The organism is Arsenicicoccus dermatophilus (genome assembly GCF_022568795.1).
GTDB lineage: Bacteria > Actinomycetota > Actinomycetes > Actinomycetales > Dermatophilaceae > Arsenicicoccus > Arsenicicoccus dermatophilus.
In genome coordinates this window covers 1,415,761-1,439,567 of the sequence record NZ_JAKZHU010000001.1, presented here as the reverse complement: position 1 = coordinate 1,439,567, position 23,807 = coordinate 1,415,761, and the positions used below count along the sequence as shown (strand labels likewise).

The window sequence follows — 23,807 nt, the reverse complement described above, 5'->3', positions numbered from 1 at the left end:
CGAACGAGGTCGATGCCGTGAGCAGCTCCCGTCCCACCCCCGGCCACAGCCTGGCCCGCCAGGGCTTCTCCGACCCGGCCCGGGCCGAGCGGCTGCTGGCGGACCCCTCCCTGGCGGCCCTCGTGGCCGGTCGCCGGGAGGACCTGGTGGCCGAGCTCGCCGCCACTCCCGACCCGGACCTGGCCCTGCTGTCGCTCGTGCGGCTGCTCGAGGTGGCGGGCGGCGAGGCGGACGAGCTGGTGCGGACGCTGCGCGCGGACCGTATGGCGACCAGCCGGCTGCTCGCCGTGGTGGGTGCGTCCTCCGCGCTCGCCGACCACCTGGTCGCCCACCCCACCGACTGGCGCCGCGCCGCCCAGGCCCGCCACCGCTCGTCGCTGGACCTGGTCCGCGCGCTGGTGGCGGCCGTCGACGGGCTGCCCACGGCCGAGGCGCACGACGCCCTGCGGGTGGCCTACCGCGGAGAGCTGCTGTCGATCGCCGCGCTGGACCTGACCGGTCCCGACGCGCGCGAGGTCCTGCCCGGGACGGCCCGCGCGCTTGCCGACCTCGCGGCCGCCGCCCTCGAGGCCGCCCACCGGATCGCCGTCGCCGAGGTCGCGGGGGCCGACCAGGTGCGGCTGGCGGTCATCGGGATGGGCAAGTGCGGCGGGCGGGAGCTCAACTACGTCAGCGACGTCGACGTGATCTTCGTGTGCGAGCCCGCGGACGAGGCGATCGCGCCGGGCAGCGCGCACGAGCAGGAGGCGCTGCAGGTGGGGGCGCAGGTGGCGAGCGCCCTGATGCGGGCCTGCGCCACCTCGACCGGGGAGGGGACCTTGTGGCCGGTGGACGCGGCGCTGCGCCCCGAGGGCAAGAACGGCCCGCTCGTGCGCACGGTGGCGGGGCACCTCGGCTACTACCAGCGCTGGGCCAAGACCTGGGAGTTCCAGGCGCTGCTCAAGGCGCGGCACGTGGCCGGGGACCCGGAGCTCGCCCAGCGCTACCTCGACGCCGTGCGGCCCCTGGTCTGGCAGGCCTCGACGCGCGAGAACTTCGTCGAGGACGTGCAGGCCATGCGGCGGCGGGTCGAGCAGCACGTGCCGGCGCGCGAGGCGGATCGTCAGCTCAAGCTCGGGCCGGGCGGCCTGCGGGACGTCGAGTTCTCGGTCCAGCTGCTCCAGCTCGTGCACGGGCGGATGGACGAGTCCCTGCGCTCGGGGACGACGCTGGAGGCCCTGGAGGCCCTGGCCCACGGCGGCTACGTGGCCCGCGACGACGCGGCGGTGCTCGACGAGGCCTACCGCTTCCTGCGGGCGATGGAGCACCGGATCCAGCTCTTCCGCCTGCGGCGCACCCACCTGGTCCCGACGGGCGACGCCGAGCTGCGGCGGCTGGGGCGGGCGCTCGGGCTGGAGGGCGACCCGGGGGCGGAGGTCGTGCGCCAGTGGCGGCGCCGGGCGCTGGAGGTCCGCCGGCTGCACGAGCGGCTGTTCTACCGCCCGCTGCTCGCCGCGGTCGCCCGGCTCTCCGCAGCCGAGGCGCACCTGTCGCCGCAGGCCGCGGGGGAGCGGCTCGCGGCACTGGGCTTCCGCGACCCGCAGGGTGCCCTGCGCCACCTGGAGGCGCTCACCGAGGGCATCTCCCGCCGCGCCGCGATCCAGCGGACCCTGCTGCCGGCGATGCTCGGCTGGTTCGCCGACGGGGCCGACCCGGACGCGGGCCTGCTGGCCTTCCGCAAGATCAGCGACGAGCTGGGCACGACCCACTGGTACCTCAAGATGCTCCGCGACGAGGGCTCCGCCGCCGAGCGGCTCGCCCAGGTGCTCGCGACCAGCAGGTTCGCCGCGGAGCTGCTGGAGCGCACCCCCGCGGCCGTGGCCGTCCTCGGCGACGACGTCGGGCTGCGGCCGCGCAGCCGGGAGTCCCTGCTCACCGTCCTGCGCTCGGCCGCCGGCCGCAAGGACACCCCCGAGGACGCCATGCTCGCCGTTCGCGGGGTACGCCGCCACGAGCTCTTCCGGGTCGCGGTGGCCGACATCGCGGGCCTGCTCACGCCCACCGAGGTCGGCCGGGCGCTGACGACGATCGCCGAGGCCACCGTCGAGGTCGCCCTGGAGACCGCGACAGCCAAGGTCGAGATGGAGCTGCGCGAGCCCCTGGGCACTCGGCTGCTCGTGGTCGGGATGGGACGGCTCGGGGGCGCCGAGCTGGGCTACAGCAGCGACGCCGACGTGATGTTCGTGCACGAGCCGGTGGCCGCCGGGTCCGCGGACGACGGTGTCGGCGCGGACGACGGAGCCCGTGCGGACGAGGCCGAGCTGCAGCGCCGGGCGGTCGCCGTCGTCCAGGAGCTGCGCCGGCTCACCGCCTGGGGCGGCCCGGAGCCGGCCGTCGGCATCGACGCCGACCTGCGACCCGAGGGCCGCAACGGTCCGCTCGTGCGCACCCTCGACTCCTACCGCCGCTACTACGAGCGGTGGGCCGAGACCTGGGAGCGCCAGGCGCTGCTGCGGGCCCGTCCGGTGGCCGGGGACGCGGCGCTCGGGGAGCGGTTCGAGCAGCTGGTCGAGCCCTACCGCTATCCCGAGGGGGTCTGGACGCAGCGCAGCTGCGCGACATACGGCGGCTGAAGGCCCGGATGGAGAGCGAGAGGCTCCCGCGAGGTGCGGACCGGCGGACCCACCTCAAGCTGGGCACGGGCGGGCTGAGCGACGTCGAGTGGACGGTGCAGGTCCTCCAGCTGCAGCAGGCGTATGCCGAGCCGGGGCTGCGGGTCACCGGGACCCCGGAGGCCGTGGCAGCCGCCCGTGAGGCCGGCCTGCTGGCGGCCGACGAGGCGGGTCTGCTGGTCGACGCCTGGTCCTCGGCGACGCGGCTGCGCAACGCGGGGATGCTGTGGCGGGGGCGGCCGATGGAGTCGGTCCCGTCCGGGCACCGGGACGCCGAAGGGGTGGCCCGGCTCGTGGGCCGGGGTCCGGGGGAGGGCCAGCAGCTCATGGACGACTACCTGCGGGTGGCCCGGCGGGTGCGGGCCGTGGTGGAGCGCCGCTTCTACGGCCAGGGCGGGCACCCGGACACGGACGGTTAGTCCCGATCGCCCAGGTCTGGGGGTTTCACGGAGGGTTCACCCACGGTCCACCTCGGTCACCTGTGCGCGCGGCGACCGGCCGTTAGGTTCCTGCGAAGCGCGGGCTGCCCCGGCCCGCTGACGACCCGTCGACCCAGGGAGAGCCGATGAACTCCGAGCGCCCCATGCTGCCGATGGCGGGCATCACGCACGCCAACCGCAGCGCCGTCACCTGCCACCTGCGCTGCGGTGACGCCTGCTCCCAGACCATCCCCAACACCTCCGACAACGAGACCTTCGCCTCGATCGCCACCGCGGCGCTGTCGCGCCGCTCGGTCCTCGGTGCGGCCGGTGCCCTGGCCCTGGCCTTCGGCGCCACCACGGCCGGAGCCGACGACGCCGCCGCCCTCGACGCGCAGCGCGGTGACGGCAAGGGGAGCGGCAAGAAGCGTCCCGGGCGCGTCTCCGGCCTGGACTTCATGGGCATCGCGCCCGTCGCCGCCACGGTGGATCGCCTGACGGTCCCGGGCGGCTTCGAGTACCACCCGATCATCCGGTGGGGGGACCCGATCCTCAAGGGCGCGCCGGTCTTCGACCCCGAGCACCAGACGCCCGCCGCCCAGGCGATGCAGTTCGGCTACAACAACGACTACACCGACATCATCGTGACCGACAAGAAGGGCACCCAGGCCCTGCTCGTCTGCAACCACGAGTACACCAACGAGAACATCATGTTCCCGCCGACCATGGACAAGGCCGAGGCCATCAAGGTCGCCTGGGCCGCGCACGGCCTGTCCATCGTCGAGCTCACCCGGCCCCGCGCCGGCGAGCGCTGGTCCTACCGCCGCGCGGGCCGCCTGAACCGCCGCATCACCCTCGACACCCCCTTCGTGGTCGACGGCCCGGCGGCCGGCTCGACGCTGCTGTGCACCAAGGAGGACCCGACGGGTCGCCTGGTCCGCGGCACCATGAACAACTGCTCCGGCGGCACCACCCCGTGGGGCACCGTGGTCTCCGGCGAGGAGAACTTCAACCAGTACTTCAAGGCCGAGGGCACGTCCAAGGAGGAGAAGCGCTACGGCCTGGCACCCACGCAGGACACCCGCGGCTGGGCCGAGGTGGACCCCCGCTGGGACGCCCGCACGGCGGAGTTCAAGAACGAGCCCAACCGCTTCGGCTGGATCGTCGAGGTCGATCCGATGGACCCGCGGTCCACGCCGGTCAAGCACACCGCGATGGGCCGCTTCAAGCACGAGGGCGCCAACATCGTCATCGCCGACGACGGCCACGCCGTCGCCTACATGGGTGACGACGAGAAGTTCGACTACGTCTACAAGTTCGTCTCCAAGCGTCGCTACGACTCGCGCCCCGGCGAGGCCGCCCGCAAGCGCAACCTCCACCTGCTGTCCGAGGGCGACCTCTACGTCGCGCAGTTCACCGGTGACGGCCTCGAGGACGGCGTCAGCGACGGCAGCGGCGAGTGGATCCCGCTGACCAAGGACGGCCGCTCGATGGTCAAGGGCTTCACCCTGGAGCAGGTCCTGGTCTACACCCGCCTGGCCGCCGACGCCGCCGTCGGTTCCAACGGCAAGGGTCCGACCAAGATGGACCGCCCCGAGGACGTCCAGCCCAACACCATCACCGGTCGCATCTACGTCGTGTGCACCAACAACTCCGACCGCGGCAAGGAGGGCAAGGCGGGTCCGGACGAGGCCAACCCGCGCGCCCTCAACAAGGACGGCCACGTCGTCGAGATCACCGAGGTCGGCGGCCACCACACGGGCACGAAGTTCTCGTGGAACCTGGTCCTCGTCTGCGGCGACCCCAAGACCGCCGGCACCTACTTCGGCGGCTACCAGGGCCCGGTCGCCCCGATCTCCTGCCCCGACAACGTGGCCTTCGACAGCCGCGGTGACATGTGGCTCGCGACGGACGGCATGCCCAGCTCGCTGAAGTACGACGACGGTCTGTTCCACGTCGAGCTGAGCGGACCCGACCGCGGTCGCGTCACCCAGTTCCTCGCGGTCCCGACCGAGGCCGAGACCTGCGGCCCGGTCGTCCACGACCGGGACGGGTCGGTCTTCGTCGCCGTGCAGCACCCGGGCGAGGACGGCACCTGGGCCGACCAGCACTCGCACTTCCCGGACTACGTCAAGCAGTCCATGGGCGGCCGTTTCGCCGGTCCTCGTCCGACGATCGTGCAGGTCCGCCGCATCGGCTGACCCACGTCGCACCGCGGGCGGCCCCGCCCTGGCTCCGGCCAGGGCGGGGCCGCCCGGTCAGGTGGAGGGCAGCTCGGCGAGGAAGGCGGTCACGGCGAGCAGGTCGGCGCACCCACCGGGGCTCAGCCCCCGCGCGGTCAGGTCCTCGTCCAGCGCCGACAGCCGGTCGCGCACCCCGGGGGCCAGCGCGCCACCGGTCCCCAGGATCGACCGGGCCCCGGCCTGCACGTGCCGCAGCCCGTCCAGGCATCCGTCCTTGACCAGGGTGGTGTCGTCGGTGGTCGCCATGAGGACGAGCAGCGCCTGGGTGAGGGCGAGATCACGGTCCCCGGTGCGCTGCTCGACCAGGCGGTAGGCCGGCAGGGCCAGGTCGGTGACCGAGCGGTAGCCGTCGGCCGCCTGCCCCCGGGCACCGGTGAGCCCGTGGTCGACGTACGCCCGCTCCCCGTAGGTGCCCGGACGCTGCACGGGGGCGAGCTCGCGGGTCACCAGGCCGGCCGTCATGCGGGCGACCAGATGGCACAGGGTGGGCACCGACACCGGGTGGCCCCCGGCGGACAGGCGACCGGCGCAGCCCAGCAGCAGCCCGAAGGCGAAGACCGCGCCCTTGTGCGTGTTGACCCCACCGGTGGCGGCGAACATCGCCTCCTCGCAGGCGATCCCGGGGCCACGGAGCCGGGCGAGAAAGCTGGCGGGCCCGTCCCGGTGACCGGCCCGTCCGGTCTCGTGCAGCACCGGGAACCACGGGGCGATGGCCGCCACGCTCGTCCGGAAGGTCGTGATGTCCATGTCCTGGTGCGCGCCGGTGGTGCGTGCGTCGACCAGGCCGGGCTTGGGGGTGAGCTCGACCTCGGCGAGCAGCGCCCGCTCGGCGAACCGGGCCAGGTGGGCGGCGTGGGCGTGGTCGTGCAGCGCGAGGACGGTCTCGGGCCGGGGACGGGCGACCGGCAGGGCCCGCGGCTCAGCCTCGGGGACGGTCACGGATCACCTCCACCGCGGCCAGCACCTCGGTCAGGGGATGGGCTCGCGAGCGGGCGCAGGCGTGGGCGGGCCGGGGGCAGACCAGGCACCGCCGGGGGTGCGCCCCGAGCGCCGCGCGGGACAGCGGCATCTCCCCGACGTGCACGTCGAGGTCCCACAGCCGGCCCCAGGGGTGGCTGTCCTCCAGCTCGACCAGCGCGGACTTCAGCTCGCTCGGCTCGGCGCGCACCACCAGGACGGTCTCCGGACCGGTGGCGGCGTCGACCGACTCCCGGGCGTCGAGGGCCCAGCCGCGTCGCGCGCACAGCCGCAGGACGCTGCCCACCGCCTCCTCGCCCAGGTCGCACCATCCGGGCCCGTCCTTGTCCGGTCCGGGGATGACCAGGGTGACGACGACGACCGTGCCCGCCGGGTGCCGCCGCTGCAGCTCGCGGCGCCGCGTCGCGCGGGCGTCCCGCGCGTCGAGGATGGCCTGGAGCCGGTCGACGCCGGCGGGCACGGTCGGGGAGGTCATGGCGCGAGCACCTGCCGCACCACGTCGATGACGCTGCCGTCGCGATAGCGGATCACCCCGACGACCTTGTCGCCGAACTCGATCGCCCGCGGCACCCCGGTGATCGAGGTGGCCCGGCGATAGAGCTCCTCGATCGTCGTGACGGGCAGACCCGCGGCCCGCAGCCGCTCGGCGAGGTCCGGGCGGCGGGGGTTGACCGCGATGCCGTGGTCGGTGACGAGCACGCCGATGGTGTCGCCGGGCGTGACGAGGGTGGTCACCCGCTCGACGACGACCGGGACGCGGGAGCGGATGAGCGGCGCGACGACGATGGCGAGGTTGGCGCCCGCCGCGACGTCGCAGTGCCCGCCGGAGGCGCCCATCATCAGCCCGTCCGATCCGGTGATCACGTTGACGTTGAAGTCGAGGTCGATCTCCAGCGCGGACAGGATGACCACGTCCAGCCCGTCGGAGCACGCGCCCTTGGACAGGGGGTTGGCGTACTCGTCCGCGGAGATCTCCACGTGTCCGGGGTCGCTCGCCAGCGACTCCACCGCCACCGTGTCGAAGTCCTGCACGTCGACGACGCGACGGATCAGGCCGCGCCGGTGCAGGTCGACGATGCCGCCGGTGATGCCGCCGAGGGCCCACCCGGCGGTGATGCCCTTGCGCTCCATGCGCGGCCCGAGGAACTGCGTGACCGCGGTCGCCGAGGCCCCCGAGCCGGTCTGCATCGAGAAGCCGTCCTCGAAGTAGCCCGAGTTCTCGATGACGTCCGCGGCGTAGCGGGCGATGAGCAGCTCCTTGGGATCCTTGGTGAGGCGGGCGGCCCCGACCGAGATCTTGGAGGGGTCGCCGACCTCGTCCACGACGACGACGTGGTCGACCTGCGCCTGGCTGATCGACACCGGGGTGTTGGGATAGGGGACGATCTCCTCGGTCAGCATGATCACCTGGTCGGCCCGCTCGGCGTCGACCATGGCGTAGCCGAGGGAACCGCAGTGCGAGCGTCCGGTGATGCCGTTGGCGTTGCCCATGGCGTCGCATGCCGAGACGCCGAGGAAGGCCACGTCCAGGTGCAGCTCGCCGGAGTCCATCAGCGCGACCCGGCCGCCGTGGCTGTGGATGGTGATCGGGTGCTCCAGCAGGCCCTGGCTGATCTCCCGGGCCAGCTCGCCGCGCATGCCCGAGGTGTAGATCCGGGTGATCACGCCGTTGCGGATGTGCTCGACGAGCGGGGCGTGGCACTTGTTGAGGGAGGAGCTGGCGAGGGTCAGGTCCTTGAAGCCCATCCGGGCCAGGGTGTCCACGACCCGGTTGATGGACTTGTCACCCTCCCGGAAGTGGTGGTGGAAGGAGATCGTCATCCCGTCGCGCAGGCCGCTCGCGGTGATCGCCTCCTCCAGGGTGGGGCGGATCTTGCGCTCCAGCTTGTCCTCCCCGGCCAGGTGCGGGGTGGCCGCCGACCAGCCGGCATAGGGCCGCAGCCCGTCGAGCCCGGCCGAGGCGACGCGCTCGGCGGCCTCGCAGGTGCGGGTGGTGCTCAGGTCACTCATCTCGGGCTCCTCAACGGCGGACGCCCGAGGCGTCCGCGAAGGCGATGGTGCGGCGGGCGGCGACGATGATCGGGGCGTCGATCATCTTGCCGCCCAGGGAGACGACGCCCAGACCCTCGCGGGCGGCCCGGTCGGCCGCGGCGACGACCATCCGGGCGTGGGCGAGCTCGTCCTCGGTGGGGGCGTAGGCGTTGTGCAGCAGGTGGATCTGGCGGGGGTTGACCAGCGACTTGCCGTTGAAGCCGAGCCGCTTGACCAGCTCCACCTCCGCCAGGAAGCCCTCCTCGTCGTTGACGTCGGACCAGACCACGTCGTAGGCCGCGATCCCGGCGACCCGGGCGGCGTGCAGCACCGCGCAGCGGGCGTAGAACAGCTCCGTGCCCTCGGCCGAGCGGGTGGTCTGCATGTCGATGACGTAGTCGAAGCCCGCGAGCGCGATGGACACCATGCGCGGGCTGGCCTGGGCGATCTCCACCGCGTTGACGACCCCGCTCGCGGACTCGATGGCGGCCATGAGCCGGGTGGACCCGACCTCCCGGCCGCACTCGCGCTCGACCGCCTCGACCTCGGCCTCGAGCTCGTGGATGTCGTCGGCGCTGTCGGTCTTGGGCAGCCGCACCGTCTGCACCCCGGCCCGCACGACGGCGCGCAGGTCGTCCCGGCCGAAGGGCGTGTCGAGGGGATTGATCCGCACGACCGTCTCGACGTCGGCATACACCGGGGAGCGCAGGGCGTGGAAGACCATCAGCCGCGCCGAGTCCTTCTCGCGCAGGGCGACCGCGTCCTCGAGGTCGAACATGATGGCGTCGGCGCCGTAGACGTAGGAGTTCGCCATCATCGAGGCGTTGGACCCCGGGACGAACAGCATCGACCGGTGGGGGAGGGCCCCCGGGTCGCGCATGGTGGCCTCGGTGATCATGCTCCTGCCTCCTGCAGCATCGCCCAGTCCGGGTCGGCGTCGCAGCCGCGCACGAGCGCCGCCTGCAGCCGCGCCCGGATCGCCCAGTCGAGGGCGCCCTTGTCCTCCACGGTGACCTCGCCCGCGGTCACGTCCATCGACCGCAGCACCTCGTCGACGACGGCGCGGATCTGGTGCCCGAACTGCGCCATCACCGCGCTGGTGACGACCACGTCGAGCCCCCCGTCGTCACCTGGTGGTGGGGCGACCCTGACCATCACGTCGCTGCTCTCCAGCGTGCCTGCGATGGCCTCGTGGACGATGCGCATGGCGACCTCCTCGTCGTTGGTGCGGTGGGTGGTGCGGGGCCCGGGGTCAGCAGGCCTCGGACCGGTGATCAGGTATGTCGGGAAGGGCGAGCAGCTTGGCCGCGAGCAGCATCAGCGTGGGGCTGGGCACCAGCTCGGCGAGGGCCACCAGGTCCTTGTTGGCGAAGCGACGACGCACCTCGGTCGCGGAGATCGGCACGTCCCCGCGGGCGAGCCGCTCGATCTCGTGCACCTGGACCGGGGGCGCCACCATGGGCGCCTCCTCCAGCCAGCGGTGCATGTCGGCGTTGTAGGCGCGGGTGACGGCGCAGAAGGGCTCGGTCCCGACGTAGCGGTGCGTGATGCCGAGGGCCGGGGCGATGTGCTCGCGGAAGATCGTCAGGTCCAGGCCGGTGCCGGCCCGGTCCACGACCCCGGACTCCTTGAGGAAGTAGCTCGGGAAGGTCGCCTTGCTGACCATGTAGGCCGACCCCCGGTGGACGGCCACCCGGTCGCGCTCGGGCAGCTCGGCCACGCCGGCGGCCACCAGCCGGTAGCGCTCGTCGAAGGTGAACGTCGCCGACTCCTCGCTCACCACGAAGACGTGCAGGTAGTCGCAGTCCTGGGCGGCTCGCTGCACCAGGTGCCGGTGGCCGTTGGTGAAGGGATTGGCGTTGAGGACGATGGAGCCCACCCGGTCGCGGTAGCGCCGCAGGTGGGCCAGGTCCTCGACGTAGGCGTGCAGCCCGCGAGGGGTGTTCTCCAGCAGGGTCACCACGTCGGGCACGGTCGCCAGGTGGTGGAATCCGCACGCCTCGAAGTGCTGGCGGTACTCCGGCTTGGTGTAGATGAACAGGTGCCCGGCGCCGTGGTCCAGCGCGACGTAGGTCATCTCGGTCATCAGCGGCAGCAGCACGTCCCGGCCCTGCAGGCTCGGGTCGATGGCCACGCACTTGACGACGCTTCCCTGCAGCCCGGCGCAGGCCAGGACCCGGCCGTAGTGCTGGAAGGTCACGAAGACCTCGACGCCGTCGTCCAGAGCGAGCCCCTGGCTCGCGAGGAGGGCGGCGATGCGCTCCCTCGCGGCTGGCTCCAGCGCCGGGTCGACGGTGATGATGTCGAGGTCGTCCTCCACGTCGTCGACCCTAGCGAGCGGGGCCCGGGCGACGGTGCCGGGGGTGGCCCTAGGGCGTGTCTCCCAAAGGTGAGCGTGGTGACACGCGATTGTCGGTGTCATGTCGCGGATGCAGGTGCTCTCGGATAGCGAGTGGGTGCTGATCGAGCCGTTCATGCCGTGCGCGGATGGCAAGCGGGGCAGGCGATTTCGTGACCACCGGACCGTGGTCGAGCCGATCATCTACCGGTACCGGACCGGGATCGCGTGGCGGGACCTGCCGGGCGAGTTCGGGCCCTGGCAGACCGTGTGGAAGCGACACCGCCGGTTCGCCGGTGACGGGACCTGGGACCGGGTGCTGACGGCTCTGCTGGCCCGTGCGGACGCGGCGGGGGTCATCGACTGGGACGTCGCTGTCGACTCCACGATCAACCGCGCCCACCAGCACGCGACGAACACCACCCGCCTCGCGGGGGGATCTGTCGAATCACAAGAATCTGCTGTCCGAGCCGGCTGACCACGCCATCGGCAGGTCACGCGGCGGGTTGTCCACGAAGGTCCACCAGCTGTGCGACGGCCAGGGGCGACCGATCGCGGTGCTGCTCGGTCCTGGTCAGGGCAGCGACAGCCGGATGTTCACCAACCTGCTCGACGCCGTACGGGTCCCGCGCCCAGGCCCGGGCCGCCCACGCACGACCCCGGACGCGGTCATGGCCGACAAGGCCTGCTCCAGTCGAGCCCACCGCGCGCTGCTCCGGCGGCGCGGGATCACCACCGCGATCGCCGAGCCCCGCGACCAACGCGCCAACCGCAAACGCCGCGGCTCTGCCGGTGGGCGCCCCCGAAGACCGACCCTGGCCTGTACGCCAAACGCCACGTCGTCGAGAACGGTTTCGAACGCTTCAAGCAATGGCGCGCCATCGCGACCCGCTACGACAAGCTCGCCATCACCTACCGCGCCGGCATCCTCCTACACGCCATCACCCTCTGGCTACCAGCATTAAGAGACACGCCCTAGACGCCCTCCTCGGCGTAGGGCCCGTCGTCCTCCGGGCGCGGCCGGACCAGGTCGGCGAGCACCTTGACCCCGGCGGCCCACTCGCGCAGCTCGCCATACACCCAGGTGCTGAGCTCGGTGTCCTCGTGCCGGCGGACGCTGCGGTCGGCGACCCCCACCGCGTCCAGCCCGGCGGCGTCGGCCAGCGCCAGCGCCCGGGGGAGGTGATAGGCCTGGCTGACCAGGGCGATCCGGTGCAGCCCGAAGGTGCGCCGCGCCCGCAGGCAGGTGGCGTAGGTGTCGATGCCGGCCCGGTCCTCGACGACGACGGCCGGGTCGACGCCCCGCTCCTGCAGGTAGCGCCGCATCGCCGCCGGCTCGTCGGCGTGCGGGAGGGCCGCGCCGGACACGACGAGCAGGGGAGCACGTCCGAGCCGGTGCAGCTCCAGGGCCCGGTCGAGGCGGGCGGCGAGGTAGTCGCTCGGGCGCCCGTCCGGACGCAGGCCCGCCCCGAGGATCACCGCGGCCTCGGTCGCCGGGGCGTCCGTGGGATCGAGGATCCGCCCCCGGGACGCCAGCAGGGCCCAGGCCCGGGTCCCCACCACGGCGGTGAGCGCGCCCAGCCCGAGGGTGCCCACGACGATCCGGGCCGTATGCCGCGCCTGCCGGCGGTCCCGGCCGGTCACTGGTGCCTCAGCGCGTCGCGGACCGCGCTCTCGGGCGGCCCGAGCACCGGGTCCCGCCCGGACACCACGTCCCACGCGGCCTTGACCTTGGCGCCGATCTCCCGCCGCTCGCCCCACTCCCAGGCCGGGCGGTAGGCGCCCTGGGACATGGTCCAGTCGCCGACCCCGACGGCGTCCACGCCCTCGGCCCGGCACAGGGTGACCGCGCGCGGCAGGTGATAGGCCTGGCTGACCAGGGTCAGCGAGCCGACGCCGAAGATCCGCCGGGCGCGCGTGCAGGAGTCGTAGGAGTCGCGGCCGGCGAAATCGCGCACCACCTTGTCGATGGGCACGCCGTGCTGCACCAGGTAGCTGCGCATCACGGTGGGCTCGTCATGCGTGGGGGTGCGGTTGTCGCCGGAGACGATGATCACCCGCGTGCGGCCGGTGCGGTAGAGGTCCAGGGCCACGTCCAGCCGGGCCTGCAGGAAGGGCGTGGGCCGACCGTCGGGGGAGACGCCGGCGCCGAGCACCAGCGAGACGTCCCGGATCGGGGCCTGCTCGACGGTCAGGACGCGCCCCTCGGACTGGTCGGCGATCCACAGCGTCGTCCCGCCGAGCACCGCGGCTCCCGACAGCGCAGCGGCCGTGGGGACGCCGATCACCCAGGCCCACCGGATGCGCCTGCGGCGCCTGCCGGGGACGGCGGGCACGTCATCGGGACCGGTCGGGGGGGCCGTCATGCGGCAGATCCTGCCAGGAGTGGCTGGGCGCAGCCCGAGGAGGCGTCCCCTCGGGCCGAGGCAGGAGCGTGACACAGCGTGAGGATTGCCGGCGTCATGCGGGACATCGTGCCAGATCGGTGCGCGCCGTCGGGGTTCCCTGGGGCCCCGGCCGTGGTCCCCAGGTGCGCACCCGTGCGGGCCGGACGGCACCCGGTGGTGTCGGCCCGCAGCCTCGGCGAGTAGGCTCCGGGCGCTGCTCGCCGGACCGGGTGCGACCCGAGATCCGTTGTCTGGAGCGGCGTGTCGGGCGCGGATGGTCGCGCGAGCTGGGGGAGGGGTGCGGTGGCGAGCCTGGCCAGGAGGCCCGACGGACGCTGGCGCGCCCGTTACCGCGACGACGACGGGCGCGAGCACGCCCGCCACTTCCGCACCCGCGCCGAGGGGCGTCGCTGGCTGGACGAGATCACCGCGTCGCGGGTCATGGGCACGTACGTGGACCCCGACCTCGCGCGGATCACGGTGGGGCAGTGGGCCGACCGTTGGCTGGCGGGCTACCGGGGCAAGCGCGCGACGACGGTGCGCCAGGCCGAGGTGCACCTGAAGGTCATCCGGGCCGACTGGGACGGACGCACGCTGCGCTCCATCAAGCCCTCCGAGGTCCGGGTGTGGACCGCCCGGCTGTCCGAGCGCTACGCCCCCAGCACGACCTACGCGATCTACCGCCGCTTCCAGCAGCTGATGCTCGCCGCGATCGACGAGGGGATCATCACCCGCTCGCCGTGCCGCACGGCCGACGCACCACCCCAGGCCGCCCAGCGGTCCTACGTCCTCACCGGTGACCAGGTGTGGGCCCTGCACGACGCCATCGCTCCCCGGCTGCAGGTCGCCGTCCTGCTCGGGGCCTTCGCCGGCCTGCGGGTCGCGGAGGTGACCGGCCTGCGGGTCCAGGACGTCGACCTGGACCGGGGCGTGGTGCAGGTCCGGGTGCAGCATCCCTGCGAGCCCCTCAAGACCCGCCGGGCCCGGCGCGACGTGCCGATCCCGACGGAGCTCGTCGACCGGATCCGGGCAGACCTGGCCGCCCGCCCCGGACCCACGGTCGTCACGAACGCCTATGGGCGCCAGGCCTCCCCGGCGGTCGTCGAGCAGGCCTTCCGGGCGGCGCGGGACAGGGTGCCCGGCCTGCCGCCCGGGGTGCGCTTCCACGACTTGCGGCACCACTTCGCGTCATACCTCATCGGCGCCGGCCTGGACCTCAAGCTGGTGCAGCTCACCCTCGGCCACCAGAGCGCCACGACTACGCTTGACATCTACGGCCACCTGCTCGACGAGGCCGGTGACGCGACCCGGGCCGCCACCCGAGATCGGATGGCGGCCCGTGCGGACCAGGTGCGGACCGTGGGGGCTGCCCCACCGCCGTGACCTGGGGATGACTCTCAGATCGAGAAGTACATCTCGAACTCGTAAGGGTGCGGACGCAGCCGCAGCGGAGCGACCTCGTTCTCCCGCTTCCAGTCGATCCAGGTGCGGATCAGGTCCTCGGTGAAGACGTCGCCCGCGAGGAGGTACTCGTGGTCCTCCTCCAACGCGTCCAGCACCTGCTCGAGGGTGCACGGGACCTGCTCGATCTGGTCGTGCTCCTCCGGAGGCAGCTCGTAGAGGTCCTTGTCGATCGGCTCCGGCGGCTCGATCCGGTTGCGGATGCCGTCCAGGCCCGCCATCAGCTGCGCGGCGAAGGCCAGGTAGGGGTTGGCCGAGGGGTCCGGGATCCGGAACTCGATGCGCTTGGCCTTGGGGGAGGTGCCGGCGATCGGGATCCGGATGCACGCCGAGCGGTTGCGGGCGGAGTAGACCAGGTTGACCGGCGCCTCGAAGCCCGGCACCAGGCGGTGGTATGAGTTCGCCGAGGGGTTGGTGAACGCCAGCAGCGAGGGCGCGTGCCGGAGCAGGCCACCGATGTACCACCGGGCCAGGTCGGACAGACCGCCATACCCCTGCTCGTCGTAGAACAGCGGCTTGCCGTCCTTCCACAAGGACTGGTGGGTGTGCATGCCGGACCCGTTGTCCCCGAAGATCGGCTTGGGCATGAAGGTCGCGGTCTTGCCCTCCTCCCACACCGTGTTCTTGACGACGTACTTGAACTTCATCATGTCGTCGCCGCTGTGCAGCAGGGTGTTGAACCGGTAGTTGATCTCCTGCTGGCCGGCCGTGCCCACCTCGTGGTGGCTGCGCTCGACCTCCAGGCCGACCCGGGCCATGTTGAGGCAGATCCTGTCGCGGGTGTCGGCGAAGTGGTCGACCGGCGGGACGGGGAAGTAGCCGCCCTTGAAGGCCGTCTTGTAGCCGCGGTTGCCGCCGTCCTCCTCGCGCCCGGTGTTCCAGGCGGCCTCGACGGAGTCCAGCGAGTAGAAGGCCCCCTGCGGCTGGTTGGCGAAGCGCACGTCGTCGAAGACGTAGAACTCGGCCTCGGCGCCGAAGTAGGCCGTGTCGGCGATGCCCGTGCTCTGCAGGTAGGCCTCGGCCTTGGCCGCGATGTTGCGCGGGTCGCGCGAGTAGGGCTCGTCGGTGAAGGGGTCCACGATCGAGAAGTTCATGACCAGCGTCTTCTCGACCCGGAAGGGGTCGAGGTAGGCCGTCGTGACGTCCGGCAGCAGCTTCATGTCGGACTCGTGGATCGCCTGGAAACCACGGATCGACGAGCCGTCGAAGGCCTGCCCCTCCGTGAAGAAGTCCTCGTCCAGCGTCGCAGCGGGCACGTTGAAGTGCTGCATGACGCCGGGCAGGTCGCAGAACCGGATGTCGACGAACCTGACGTCCTCGTCCTTGATGAAGGTCAGGACCTCTTCAGGGGTGCTGAACACATCGTCCTCCTGGGTGTCGCCAGCCCTGGTGGCCGACCCGTTGCCCCCAGGCTAGGCGCTGCTCGTTACCCGACCATGACTCGAATGTTTCCCGCGTGTTACGGCGGGTAATCTTGCGCCGTGGTGGATCGCGAGCAGATCGGCAGCTGGCTGGACGGACCGGGCGGGCAGATGGCGCAGGGCGCCTACGCGGGCGAACGGCTCGGCCTGCCTCCGGCGGGCCCCGGCGCCATGGCGCCCCTGGGCAGGCGGGTGCTCGCGCTGCTCGTCGACTGGCTGCTGTGCCTGGCCATCGCGATCGGTCTGTTCCGTATGCCGATCGGCGCCACGGGAGCCCGGTCCTTCATCCCCCTCGCGGTGCTCTTCGTGGAGTACGTCCTGCTCGTCGGCACCGGCGGCGCCACCCTCGGCCACCGGCTGCTCGGGATGCAGGTGCGGATGGCTCACGGCGGCCCGATCGGCCTGATCGGTGCCGCGCTGCGCACCCTGCTGCTGCTCCTGGTGATCCCGCCCGTCGTGTGGGACGGCGACGGGCGCGGCCTGCACGACAAGGCGGTCGGCAGCGTCATCGTGCGCACCCGCTGAGCCGCCCGCACGCCATACCTGCGCCGCGCCGCAGGTCGGCATCCCACGGCGGCACCGGGCACGGACCTCCAGCACGACGAACGGCGAGCCTCGGCCGAGGCTCGCCGTTCGTCGTGCTGGAGGTGAAGGTGGGTCAGCGCGGACGCTGCCCGCGGATCCGGCTCGGGTCCATGCCGGCCGGGAGCCCGGTGTGCCGGATGCCGGTCATCGCCTTGAGGCGCTTGTTCACGACGCCGACCTCCTCCTTGGTGAGGACCGGCTTCATCCGCTGGAGCTTCATCGCGAGCTTGCGCACCGACACCACCTGCGGGTCGTCGGTCTCGGTCTCGTCCACGCGCCAGGTGTGCACCGGCGAGCCGGAGGCGAAGCGCTCGACCTTGCGGCGCTCCTCGACGAGCAGCTTCGTGGCCCGGGACGTCGGGCCCTCGGCGACGAGCACGACGCCGGGGCGGCCTATCGCGCGATAGACCGTGGCGACCTGGGAGTAGTCCTGGCCCTTGGGGCGGCCGTCGGCGGCGATCGGCTCCTGCTCGATGTACCACCCACCCCGGCGGACCGACTGCAGCGCGGCCAGGGTCGCGCCGGGCTTGCCGGCGATCATCGAGTAGGCACCCTTGTCGGTGCGACGGCTCATCACGATCATCGTGGCGAGGGCGGCCAGGGGTACACCGAGGATCAGGAAGTACCACGGGTGACCCACGAGCAGGCCGATGCCCACCATCACCAGCAGGGTCACCAGGAAGGTCCCGAGCATCCACCAGGTGATCCGCGGGTCGACCTGCTTGGCGAAGCCGTAGGCCTGCTTGACCTGGGCGACGCGCCCCGGCTTGCTCGGGTCGGCCGGGGCCTTCCCGCGACGGGCGAAGCGGGAGGCCTTGGTCGCGCCGCCGGTGGACGAGCTCTGCTCGGTGCCGGGGCGGGGGGGCCTGCTGCTGGTGGCCTTGGTGCTGCCGGAGGACTGACGTGCCATGGAGCGCATCTTACCGTTCTGTAGTGGTGACCATCTGTGGTCGCCGTGGCGGGTCAGGGGCGCGCGAGCAGCGACGACGCCTCCTGGCGGGTGGTCATCTCGGCGGCCCCCTCCAGGTGGGCGAGGTGCTCCGGGAGCGGCCGGCCGAAGGCCTGCATCGCCTGGGCGTAGAGCTTGCCGCTGCGGTAGGACGAGCGCACCAGGGGACCGGCCATGACGGCCTTCATGCCGCGCTCGAGCGCCAGGTCGCGCCAGTGCACGAACTCCTCGGGCTTGACCCACCGGTCGATGGGGTGGTGCAACGGCGACGGCCGGAGGTACTGCGTGATGGTCAGGACGTGGCAGCCCGCGTCGATCAGGTCGGTGATCGCCTGGTCGATCTCGGCCTCCTCCTCGCCCATCCCGAGGATGAGGTTGGACTTGGTGATCAGCCCGGCCTCGTCAGCCATGGTCAGGACCTTGAGCGACTTGTCGTAGGTGAACGCCGGCCGGATCCGCTTGAAGATGCGTGGCACCGTCTCCAGGTTGTGCGCGAACACCTCGGGCCGGGCGTCGAAGACCTGGGAGACCAGCTCGGGGCGGGCACCGAAGTCCGGCGGCAGGATCTCGACGCCGGTGGTGGGGTTGAGCCGGTGGATCTCGCGGATGGTCTCGGCATACAGCCAGGCGGCCCCGTCGGGCTGGTCGTCGCGCGCCACGCCCGTCACGGTCGCGTAGCGCAGCTGCATCGTGGCGATGGACTCGGCGACCTTGGTCGGCTCGGAGCGGTCCAGCCCGGTGGGACGGCCGGTCGCGATGTCGCAGAAGTCGCAGCGGCGGGTGCACACGTCACCGCCGATGAGGAAGGTCGCCTCGCGGTCCTCCCAGCACTCGAAGATGTTGGGGCAGGAGGCCTCCTGGCACACGGTGTGCAAGCCCTGGCCCTTGACCCGGGAGTTCATCTCCGTGTAGGCCGGGCCCATCTTGGCCGTCGTGCGGATCCACCCGGGCTTGCGCTCGATGGGCGTCTCGGCGTTGCGGGCCTCGACGCGCAGCAGGCGCCGTCCCTCCGGTGCGACGGTCATGGTGCTCCTCGCGGGTGTGTGCGTCAGGTCGTATGCCGACCCCTAGCTGCCTCCGACCCCGGGTGCGGGGCGGGCATCACCACAGGGTACGCCGCGGTGACGACACCACCTCCAACGCCCTCGGACCGCCGGGGCTTCCCGATCGCGCCCACGGACCTGCCGCCCGGGGTCACACGACCCGGCTTCGGCTTCGGGCTCTGATCAGTGCAGCGTCTCGGGCAGGGGAGTGGTGCCCGGCACCGTGCCCCGCTGCCGGGCCGCCGCGACGGCCTCGTCCGTGCTCATGTCGAAGACCCGCTCCAGGTGGTGCTCGGCCAGCGGGAGCACCTCCTGCACCGTGACGTCGCGGTCCAGCTCGCGGGACAGGCTCGTGACCCCGGCGTCGACGATCCCGCAGGGGACGATCACCTGGGCCCAGGACAGGTCGCAGTCGCAGTTGAGCGAGAAGCCGTGCATGGTCACGTCGCGGCTGACCCGGATCCCGATCGCGCCGATCTTGCGGTCACCGCCGTGCTCGTCGGCCATCACCCAGACCCCGCTGCGCCCGGCCACCCGCGCGGTCTCGACCCCGAGGTCGGCGCACACGCCCATCATCATGTCCTCGATGCGCCGCACGTGGGCGACGACGTCGCGGTTGCTCGGCAGGTGCACGATCGGGTAGCCCACCAGCTGCCCGGGACCGTGCCAGGTGATCTTGCCGCCGCGGTCGACGTCGACGACGGGGGTGCCGTCCCAGGGCCGCTCGTGCGGCTCGGTGCGCTTGCCCGCGGTGTAGACCCGCTCGTGCTCCAGCAGCATGGTCGTGTCGGGCAGCTCCCCGGCCACGACCTGCGCGTGGACCTCCCGCTGGTGGTCCCAGGCCTGCTGGTAGTCGACAAGGTCCGGGGCGAACCCGAGGTGCTCGAAACGCATGGGGACACCCTACGACCGCGGCGAAGGGGCGGTTGTCCACAGGGTTTGGATCGTTCATCACCGGCCCTGTGGATGACGGGAGGGGTGCCCGGCGCCGGGGTGCCACCGTGGGAGCACGCGCCGCGGGGGCGCCGTACGACCGGAGGAGAGCGCGATGAGCAGGCCGCAGGTGGCGGGCTACGAGGTGCAGGGCCTGCTGGGCGAGGGTGCCTCCGCGGTAGTGTGGCGCGCCGTGCGCCTGGAGGACGGCGCGCCTGTCGCCCTCAAGGTGAGCCGGCAGCCGCTGCGGGCCACCGACCCCTGGCTGTCCGGGTGGGCGGTCACGCCGCGGGACGCCGAGTCGGTGCTGGCCGAGCTGGCCTGGCTGCGCACGGCCAGGCTCGACGGCGTGGTGCCTCTGCACGACGCCCTGGTGCTGGACGACGACCGGCTGGTGCTGGTCCTCGGGCTCGCCGAGGGCGGCTCGCTCGCCGACCTCGTCCGGACCCGCGGCCATCTCGTCGCGCACGAGGCCACCACGATCCTGGCTGCCGTGGCGCGGACCATGCTGGGCCTGCACCGCCAGGGCATCGCGCACGGAGACCTGTCACCCGGCAACGTGCTGCTGGACGCGCAGGGACACGCCCTGGTCGCCGACCTGGGCACGGCCGCCGTGATCGGCGACCTGCTGGAGGACCCTTGGGGCACCGCAGGATTCGTGGCGCCGGAGCTGGACCTGCAGGAGGAGGTCACCGCCGCCGCGGACGTCTGGTCCTTGGGCGCGCTGGGGTGGCACATGCTGACGGGGGAGCCGAGGCGGACGGCCACCGACCTCGCCGAGCTGGCCGCCCGCGTCCCGGACGCACCGGCGACCCTCGTGGACCTGATCACCCGATGCCTCGCGCCTCGGCCCGAGGACCGGCCGCCGGTGCGGGACGTCTGGGAGGAGCTGGCTGCATCGGCCGATCCGCTCGACCAGCTGTCCGACCCGCGACAGACCGCCGACGCGGGCGCCGGGCAGACCACCGCCGAGACCACCCCAGCAGCGCCGACAGCCGCAGGGTCGACAACCGCGAGTCCGACGGGCGCGAGGCCGGCCCGTCCCCAGGACGTCCCGAGCCCACGGGCGCCCCGCGCCACGCTCCGGATCGGCGGCAGACCGACCGGGATCGTCGAGGCGCGGGGGAGCGACCGGGCAGCGACGGGCGGTCCGCCCCCGGCAGGCGCCGGGGCCTCGCGGAGCAGGCGGACCTCGCGGGACGTGAAGCCATCGGGGCGGGCCGCCTCGGGGAGCGGGGGATCGGTGCGGCCACCGGCACCGGCGCCTCCCGGAGCCGCCGCCCCCGCCGCGGCCGCCGGGCCCTTGGCGGCAGGTGGCGGATCCACGGCGCCGCGATCAAGCGGGACCACGCCCCAGCAGGCGGCCTCCGCGCCGGCTGGGGCCGGACTCCTGCAGGCCCCCGGCACCGTCGACGTCGGGCTGCAGCCGCGGCCCGAGGACGTGACCCGCCGGATCCGGGAGCAGGCGGCCGAGCAGCTGCGGGCCCTGGACGAGGCACGGGCCGCCGTGGAGCCCGAGGCACCCGTCCGTCGCCCCTTCCTGTCCGGCCGCACCCTCACCGGCTCCGTGGCCGCCGGGCTGGCCGTGGGCGTGGCAGGTGCGGCCTGGTGGCTCGACGAGCCCCGCACCACGCCTGCCGTGGTGGTGGACGCCGCGTCCGTCCGGTCTGCCTCAGGACCGCCGGTCACGGCCACGAGATCGGCGGCCCCACGGGGGTCGGACGCCTCCGGCCCCGGCCCGACGAGTCCGAGCACGAGCTCCCCGGGGGCCGTACCCTCCGGTCGACCGGTGCCCGGTCACGCGGCGGGCCCCGGCCCGGCGGGGACCCCGGTCGGCGTTCCTCCGGCGACCGCTCCCACGGCCACGGCGCCTGGTGCCACCTCGGCGGTCGCACCGTCGCCGGGACCGGCAGCCCCGTCCCCCGACCCCGGAGGCGCGGCTCTGTCCGCGGCGGCCACGGCCGTCGCGGTCGATCCCACGGGAGCCCTGCAGGAGCTGCTGGATGCTCGTGCGGCCGCGCTGGTCACGCAGGACCGGACCGTCCTGGCGCGCGCCGACGCCGCAGGCTCCTGGGCCTGGCGCTCCGACGCCGCCCGGATCGCGGAGCTGCGGCGCCGAGGGCAGACCCAGTCCGGGCTGCGCTTCGAGGTGACCGCGGCGCGGGCCGTCCGGGTCGGCGAGCAGGAGGTCGTGGTGCGGGCCGGCGTGGCCCTCGGTCCCTGGAGCTGGCTCGCCGGTGGGCGGCGCACCCAGGAGACCGGTCACCCGGCTGCCGAGGCGGACTACGTGCTCCGGCGTACCCCGGCGGGCTGGCGGTTGGCTGGGGTCGAGCAGCCCGCGCGGTGATCCCGCTCTGGTGGTCCAGGCGTCGACCGGCCCGTGTCCTTCCGGGGGCCGGACCCGCCGCCCCGACGCTGATCGGCCGCGACCCCCACCGGGGGTCGCGGCCGATCAGGCGTGCGTGGGCTCAGAGACCGAGCGAGGCCTGGAAGCGGCCCTCCTCGAGGCGAGCCTTGATCGCCGAGAGGAACTTGCCGGCCAGAGCGCCGTCGACGGCGCGGTGGTCGTAGGTCAGGACCAGGTAGCACATCGAGCGGATCGCGATCGCGTCGTTGCCCTCGGCGTCGGTGATCACGGCGGGACGCTTGACGATCGCCCCGGTGCCGAGGATGCCGACGTTGGGCTGGTTGATGATCGGGGTGTCCATCAGCGAGCCGTTGGACCCGATGTTGGTGATGGTGAAGGTCGCACCACCCAGCTCGTCCGGTCCGACCTTGTTGGTGCGGGTGCGGTCGGCCAGGTCGGCGATCTTGCGGGACAGGCCGGCGATGTTGAGGTCCCCGGCGTCCTTGACGACCGGGACGAGCAGGCCACGGTCGGTGTCGACCGCGATACCCATGTGCTCGGCGCCGTGGTAGACGATGGAGTCCCCGTCGATGCTGGAGTTGAGCTGCGGGAAGGCCTTGAGCGCCTCGATCGTCGCCAGCGTGATGAACGGCAGGTAGGTCAGCTTCGTGCCCTCACGCTGCAGGAACTCGTCCTTGGCGCGGGCGCGCAGCGCCACCACGCGCGTCATGTCGACCTCGACGACGGCGGTGAGCTGGGCGGAGGTGGCCAGGGACTCGACCATGCGCTGGGCGATCACCTTGCGCAGGCGGGGCATCTTCTCCGTCGTCCCGCGCTTGGCCGCGGCCGCGGCGTCGGGAGCCGGGACCTTGCTCGGCGCCTCCGACGGTGCGGGAGCACCGGCCGGGGCAGCCGCCGGGGAGGCGGAGGCCTGCGCGGGGGTCGGCTCGGCAGCCTTCTTGGCCGCGTCCAGGACGTCCTGCTTGCGGATGCGTCCGCCGACGCCGGTGCCGGTCACCGACGCCAGGTCGACGCCGTTGTCGGCGGCGAGCTTGCGCACGAGAGGGGTGACGTAGGCCGCGGCGTCGTCGCCTGCGGTGGCCTGGGGGGCGGCGGGAGCCTGCTTCTTGGCCTCCTGCGCCTTGGGCGCCTCGGTCTGGGGGGCCTCGGCCGGGGGCTGCTCGGCCTTCGTGGTCTCCGCGGGGGACTCGCCCTGGGGCTCGTCGGGAGCGGCCGCTGCGCCCTGCTCGGATGCCTTCTCCTGGCCACCGGAGGCCTCGCCACCGATGACGGCGAGGTTGGCTCCGACGGCGGCCGTCTCGTCCTCCTGGACCAGGATCGTGGTCAGCGTGCCCGCGAACGGCGAGGGGATCTCGGTGTCGACCTTGTCGGTGGACACCTCGAGGAGCGGCTCGTCGACGGCGACCTCGTCGCCCTCGGCCTTGAGCCACCGCGTCACGGTGCCCTCGGTCACCGACTCGCCCAGCGCAGGCATGGTGACGGTCTCGCCGCCGGACACCGACCCGGAGCCTGCCTGGGATCCGGATCCCTCGGCCTGCACGGGCTCGTCGCGCTCGTCGGAGGGAGTGGCGGAGGTGGTCTCCTCGACCGTCTCCTCGGTCTCCTGGACCGCGCCCTCGGTCTCCTTGGCCGCCTCGGCCACGGAGCCGTCCGAGTCCCCCTGCGCCGGGGCGTCGCCGTCGCCGATGACGGCGAGGTCGGCGCCCACGGGGACCGTCTCGTCCTCCTCGACGAGGATCTCCTGCAGCGTGCCGGCCACGGGCGACGGGATCTCGGTGTCGACCTTGTCGGTCGAGACCTCCAGCAACGGCTCGTCGACCTCGATGGTGTCGCCGACGGACTTGAGCCATCGGGTCACGGTCCCTTCGGTCACCGACTCGCCGAGAGCGGGCATCGTCACGCGTTCAGACATGTGGGAGGTACTCCTTCGATGAGCCGTTGACATTCGTACCTCACCCTACTGCGATCGGGGAGCGGGTGGCTCGACGGCGCCGGGGGTG

Annotated in this window: 17 protein-coding genes and 2 pseudogenes; 6 read left to right on the top strand and 13 right to left on the bottom strand. The window is 73.0% G+C overall.

The genetic code is table 11. From position 1 onward, the window contains the following. Positions 1-17: 17 nt before the first annotated feature. Both MM438_RS06685 and MM438_RS06680 read left to right on the top strand, forming a co-directional pair. A pseudogene (locus MM438_RS06685) lies at positions 18-3,070 on the top strand (bifunctional [glutamine synthetase] adenylyltransferase/[glutamine synthetase]-adenylyl-L-tyrosine phosphorylase). A 146-nt stretch (positions 3,071-3,216) separates the two neighbouring features. Then, positions 3,217-5,271: a PhoX family protein gene (locus MM438_RS06680; RefSeq protein ID WP_241451733.1), complete on the top strand. Its 2,055-nt coding sequence runs from the start codon at positions 3,217-3,219 to the stop codon at positions 5,269-5,271. Between the two features lie 57 nt (positions 5,272-5,328). Here the strand turns inward: MM438_RS06680 and citG are convergent, their stop codons facing one another. Genes citG through citC form a run of 6 tightly spaced genes read right to left on the bottom strand, consistent with a single transcriptional unit; the run spans position 5,329 to position 10,642 of the window. After that, positions 5,329-6,252 carry a triphosphoribosyl-dephospho-CoA synthase CitG gene (citG, locus tag MM438_RS06675; RefSeq protein WP_241451732.1) on the bottom strand — a complete coding sequence of 308 codons (924 nt, stop codon included), beginning with the start codon at positions 6,250-6,252 and terminating at the stop codon, positions 5,329-5,331. Further along, a complete protein-coding gene (citX, locus tag MM438_RS06670) occupies positions 6,233-6,766 on the bottom strand; it encodes a citrate lyase holo-[acyl-carrier protein] synthase (RefSeq protein WP_241451731.1) in 534 nt (177 codons plus the stop codon). The genes citG and citX overlap by 20 nt, the downstream gene beginning before the upstream one ends. Next, a complete protein-coding gene (citF, locus tag MM438_RS06665; RefSeq protein WP_241451730.1) occupies positions 6,763-8,301 on the bottom strand; it encodes a citrate lyase subunit alpha in 1,539 nt (512 codons plus the stop codon). The genes citX and citF overlap by 4 nt, the downstream gene beginning before the upstream one ends. A 10-nt stretch (positions 8,302-8,311) precedes the next feature. Further along, the gene (citE, locus tag MM438_RS06660; RefSeq protein WP_241451729.1) at positions 8,312-9,220 is read right to left on the bottom strand and encodes a citrate (pro-3S)-lyase subunit beta; all 909 of its coding nucleotides are present in this window, start codon (positions 9,218-9,220) and stop codon (positions 8,312-8,314) included. Beyond that, positions 9,217-9,528 (bottom strand): citrate lyase acyl carrier protein, encoded by a 312-nt coding sequence (citD, locus tag MM438_RS06655; protein ID WP_241451728.1) that lies wholly within the window; start codon positions 9,526-9,528, stop codon positions 9,217-9,219. Before citD ends, citE begins: the two co-directional genes overlap by 4 nt. A 46-nt stretch (positions 9,529-9,574) precedes the next feature. Beyond that, positions 9,575-10,642 carry a [citrate (pro-3S)-lyase] ligase gene (citC, locus tag MM438_RS06650; RefSeq protein ID WP_241451727.1) on the bottom strand — a complete coding sequence of 356 codons (1,068 nt, stop codon included), beginning with the start codon at positions 10,640-10,642 and terminating at the stop codon, positions 9,575-9,577. A gap of 100 nt (positions 10,643-10,742) precedes the next feature. On the opposite strand from citC, the pseudogene MM438_RS16690 reads away from it, so the two are divergent. Continuing rightward, positions 10,743-11,639 (top strand): annotated as a pseudogene (locus MM438_RS16690) (IS5 family transposase). On the opposite strand, the gene MM438_RS06640 reads toward MM438_RS16690, so the two are convergent. Together MM438_RS06640 and MM438_RS06635 are read right to left on the bottom strand one after the other, a co-directional pair. After that, entirely contained in the window at positions 11,636-12,304 is a 669-nt protein-coding gene (locus MM438_RS06640; protein WP_241451726.1) for a SanA/YdcF family protein, read from the bottom strand. The pseudogene MM438_RS16690 and the gene MM438_RS06640 sit on opposite strands and share 4 nt — an antisense overlap. Next, complete coding sequence (locus MM438_RS06635; RefSeq protein ID WP_241451725.1) at positions 12,301-13,026, bottom strand: SanA/YdcF family protein; 726 nt, start codon at positions 13,024-13,026, stop codon at positions 12,301-12,303. The genes MM438_RS06640 and MM438_RS06635 overlap by 4 nt, the downstream gene beginning before the upstream one ends. A 324-nt stretch (positions 13,027-13,350) precedes the next feature. Here MM438_RS06635 and MM438_RS06630 point away from each other — a divergent pair, with 324 nt between their 5' ends. Next, positions 13,351-14,430: a tyrosine-type recombinase/integrase gene (locus MM438_RS06630; protein WP_241451724.1), complete on the top strand. Its 1,080-nt coding sequence runs from the start codon at positions 13,351-13,353 to the stop codon at positions 14,428-14,430. A 14-nt stretch (positions 14,431-14,444) separates the two neighbouring features. Here MM438_RS06630 and glnA read toward each other — a convergent pair whose 3' ends face one another. Beyond that, a complete protein-coding gene (gene glnA / locus MM438_RS06625) occupies positions 14,445-15,869 on the bottom strand; it encodes a type I glutamate--ammonia ligase (RefSeq protein ID WP_241451723.1) in 1,425 nt (474 codons plus the stop codon). Positions 15,870-15,989: 120 nt separating this feature from the next. Between glnA and MM438_RS06620 the strand changes: the two genes are divergently transcribed. Further along, positions 15,990-16,454, top strand: a complete 465-nt coding sequence (locus MM438_RS06620) for an RDD family protein (protein WP_241451722.1) — start codon at positions 15,990-15,992, stop codon at positions 16,452-16,454. Between the two features lie 133 nt (positions 16,455-16,587). Here the strand turns inward: MM438_RS06620 and MM438_RS06615 are convergent, their stop codons facing one another. The 3 genes from MM438_RS06615 to lipB form a co-directional block, all read right to left on the bottom strand. Next, positions 16,588-17,424, bottom strand: a complete 837-nt coding sequence (locus MM438_RS06615) for a DUF4191 domain-containing protein (RefSeq protein WP_241451721.1) — start codon at positions 17,422-17,424, stop codon at positions 16,588-16,590. Between the two features lie 53 nt (positions 17,425-17,477). Further along, positions 17,478-18,488 carry a lipoyl synthase gene (gene lipA, locus MM438_RS06610; protein WP_241451720.1) on the bottom strand — a complete coding sequence of 337 codons (1,011 nt, stop codon included), beginning with the start codon at positions 18,486-18,488 and terminating at the stop codon, positions 17,478-17,480. A gap of 201 nt (positions 18,489-18,689) precedes the next feature. After that, entirely contained in the window at positions 18,690-19,400 is a 711-nt protein-coding gene (gene lipB, locus MM438_RS06605) for a lipoyl(octanoyl) transferase LipB (RefSeq protein ID WP_241451719.1), read from the bottom strand. Positions 19,401-19,554: 154 nt separating this feature from the next. Here lipB and MM438_RS06600 point away from each other — a divergent pair, with 154 nt between their 5' ends. After that, a complete protein-coding gene (locus MM438_RS06600) occupies positions 19,555-21,786 on the top strand; it encodes a serine/threonine protein kinase (RefSeq protein WP_241451718.1) in 2,232 nt (743 codons plus the stop codon). A 121-nt stretch (positions 21,787-21,907) separates the two neighbouring features. On the opposite strand, the gene sucB is transcribed toward MM438_RS06600, so the two are convergent. After that, positions 21,908-23,719, bottom strand: coding sequence for a 2-oxoglutarate dehydrogenase, E2 component, dihydrolipoamide succinyltransferase (gene sucB / locus MM438_RS06595; protein ID WP_241451717.1), 1,812 nt, complete (start codon positions 23,717-23,719; stop codon positions 21,908-21,910). Positions 23,720-23,807 lie beyond the last annotated feature (88 nt).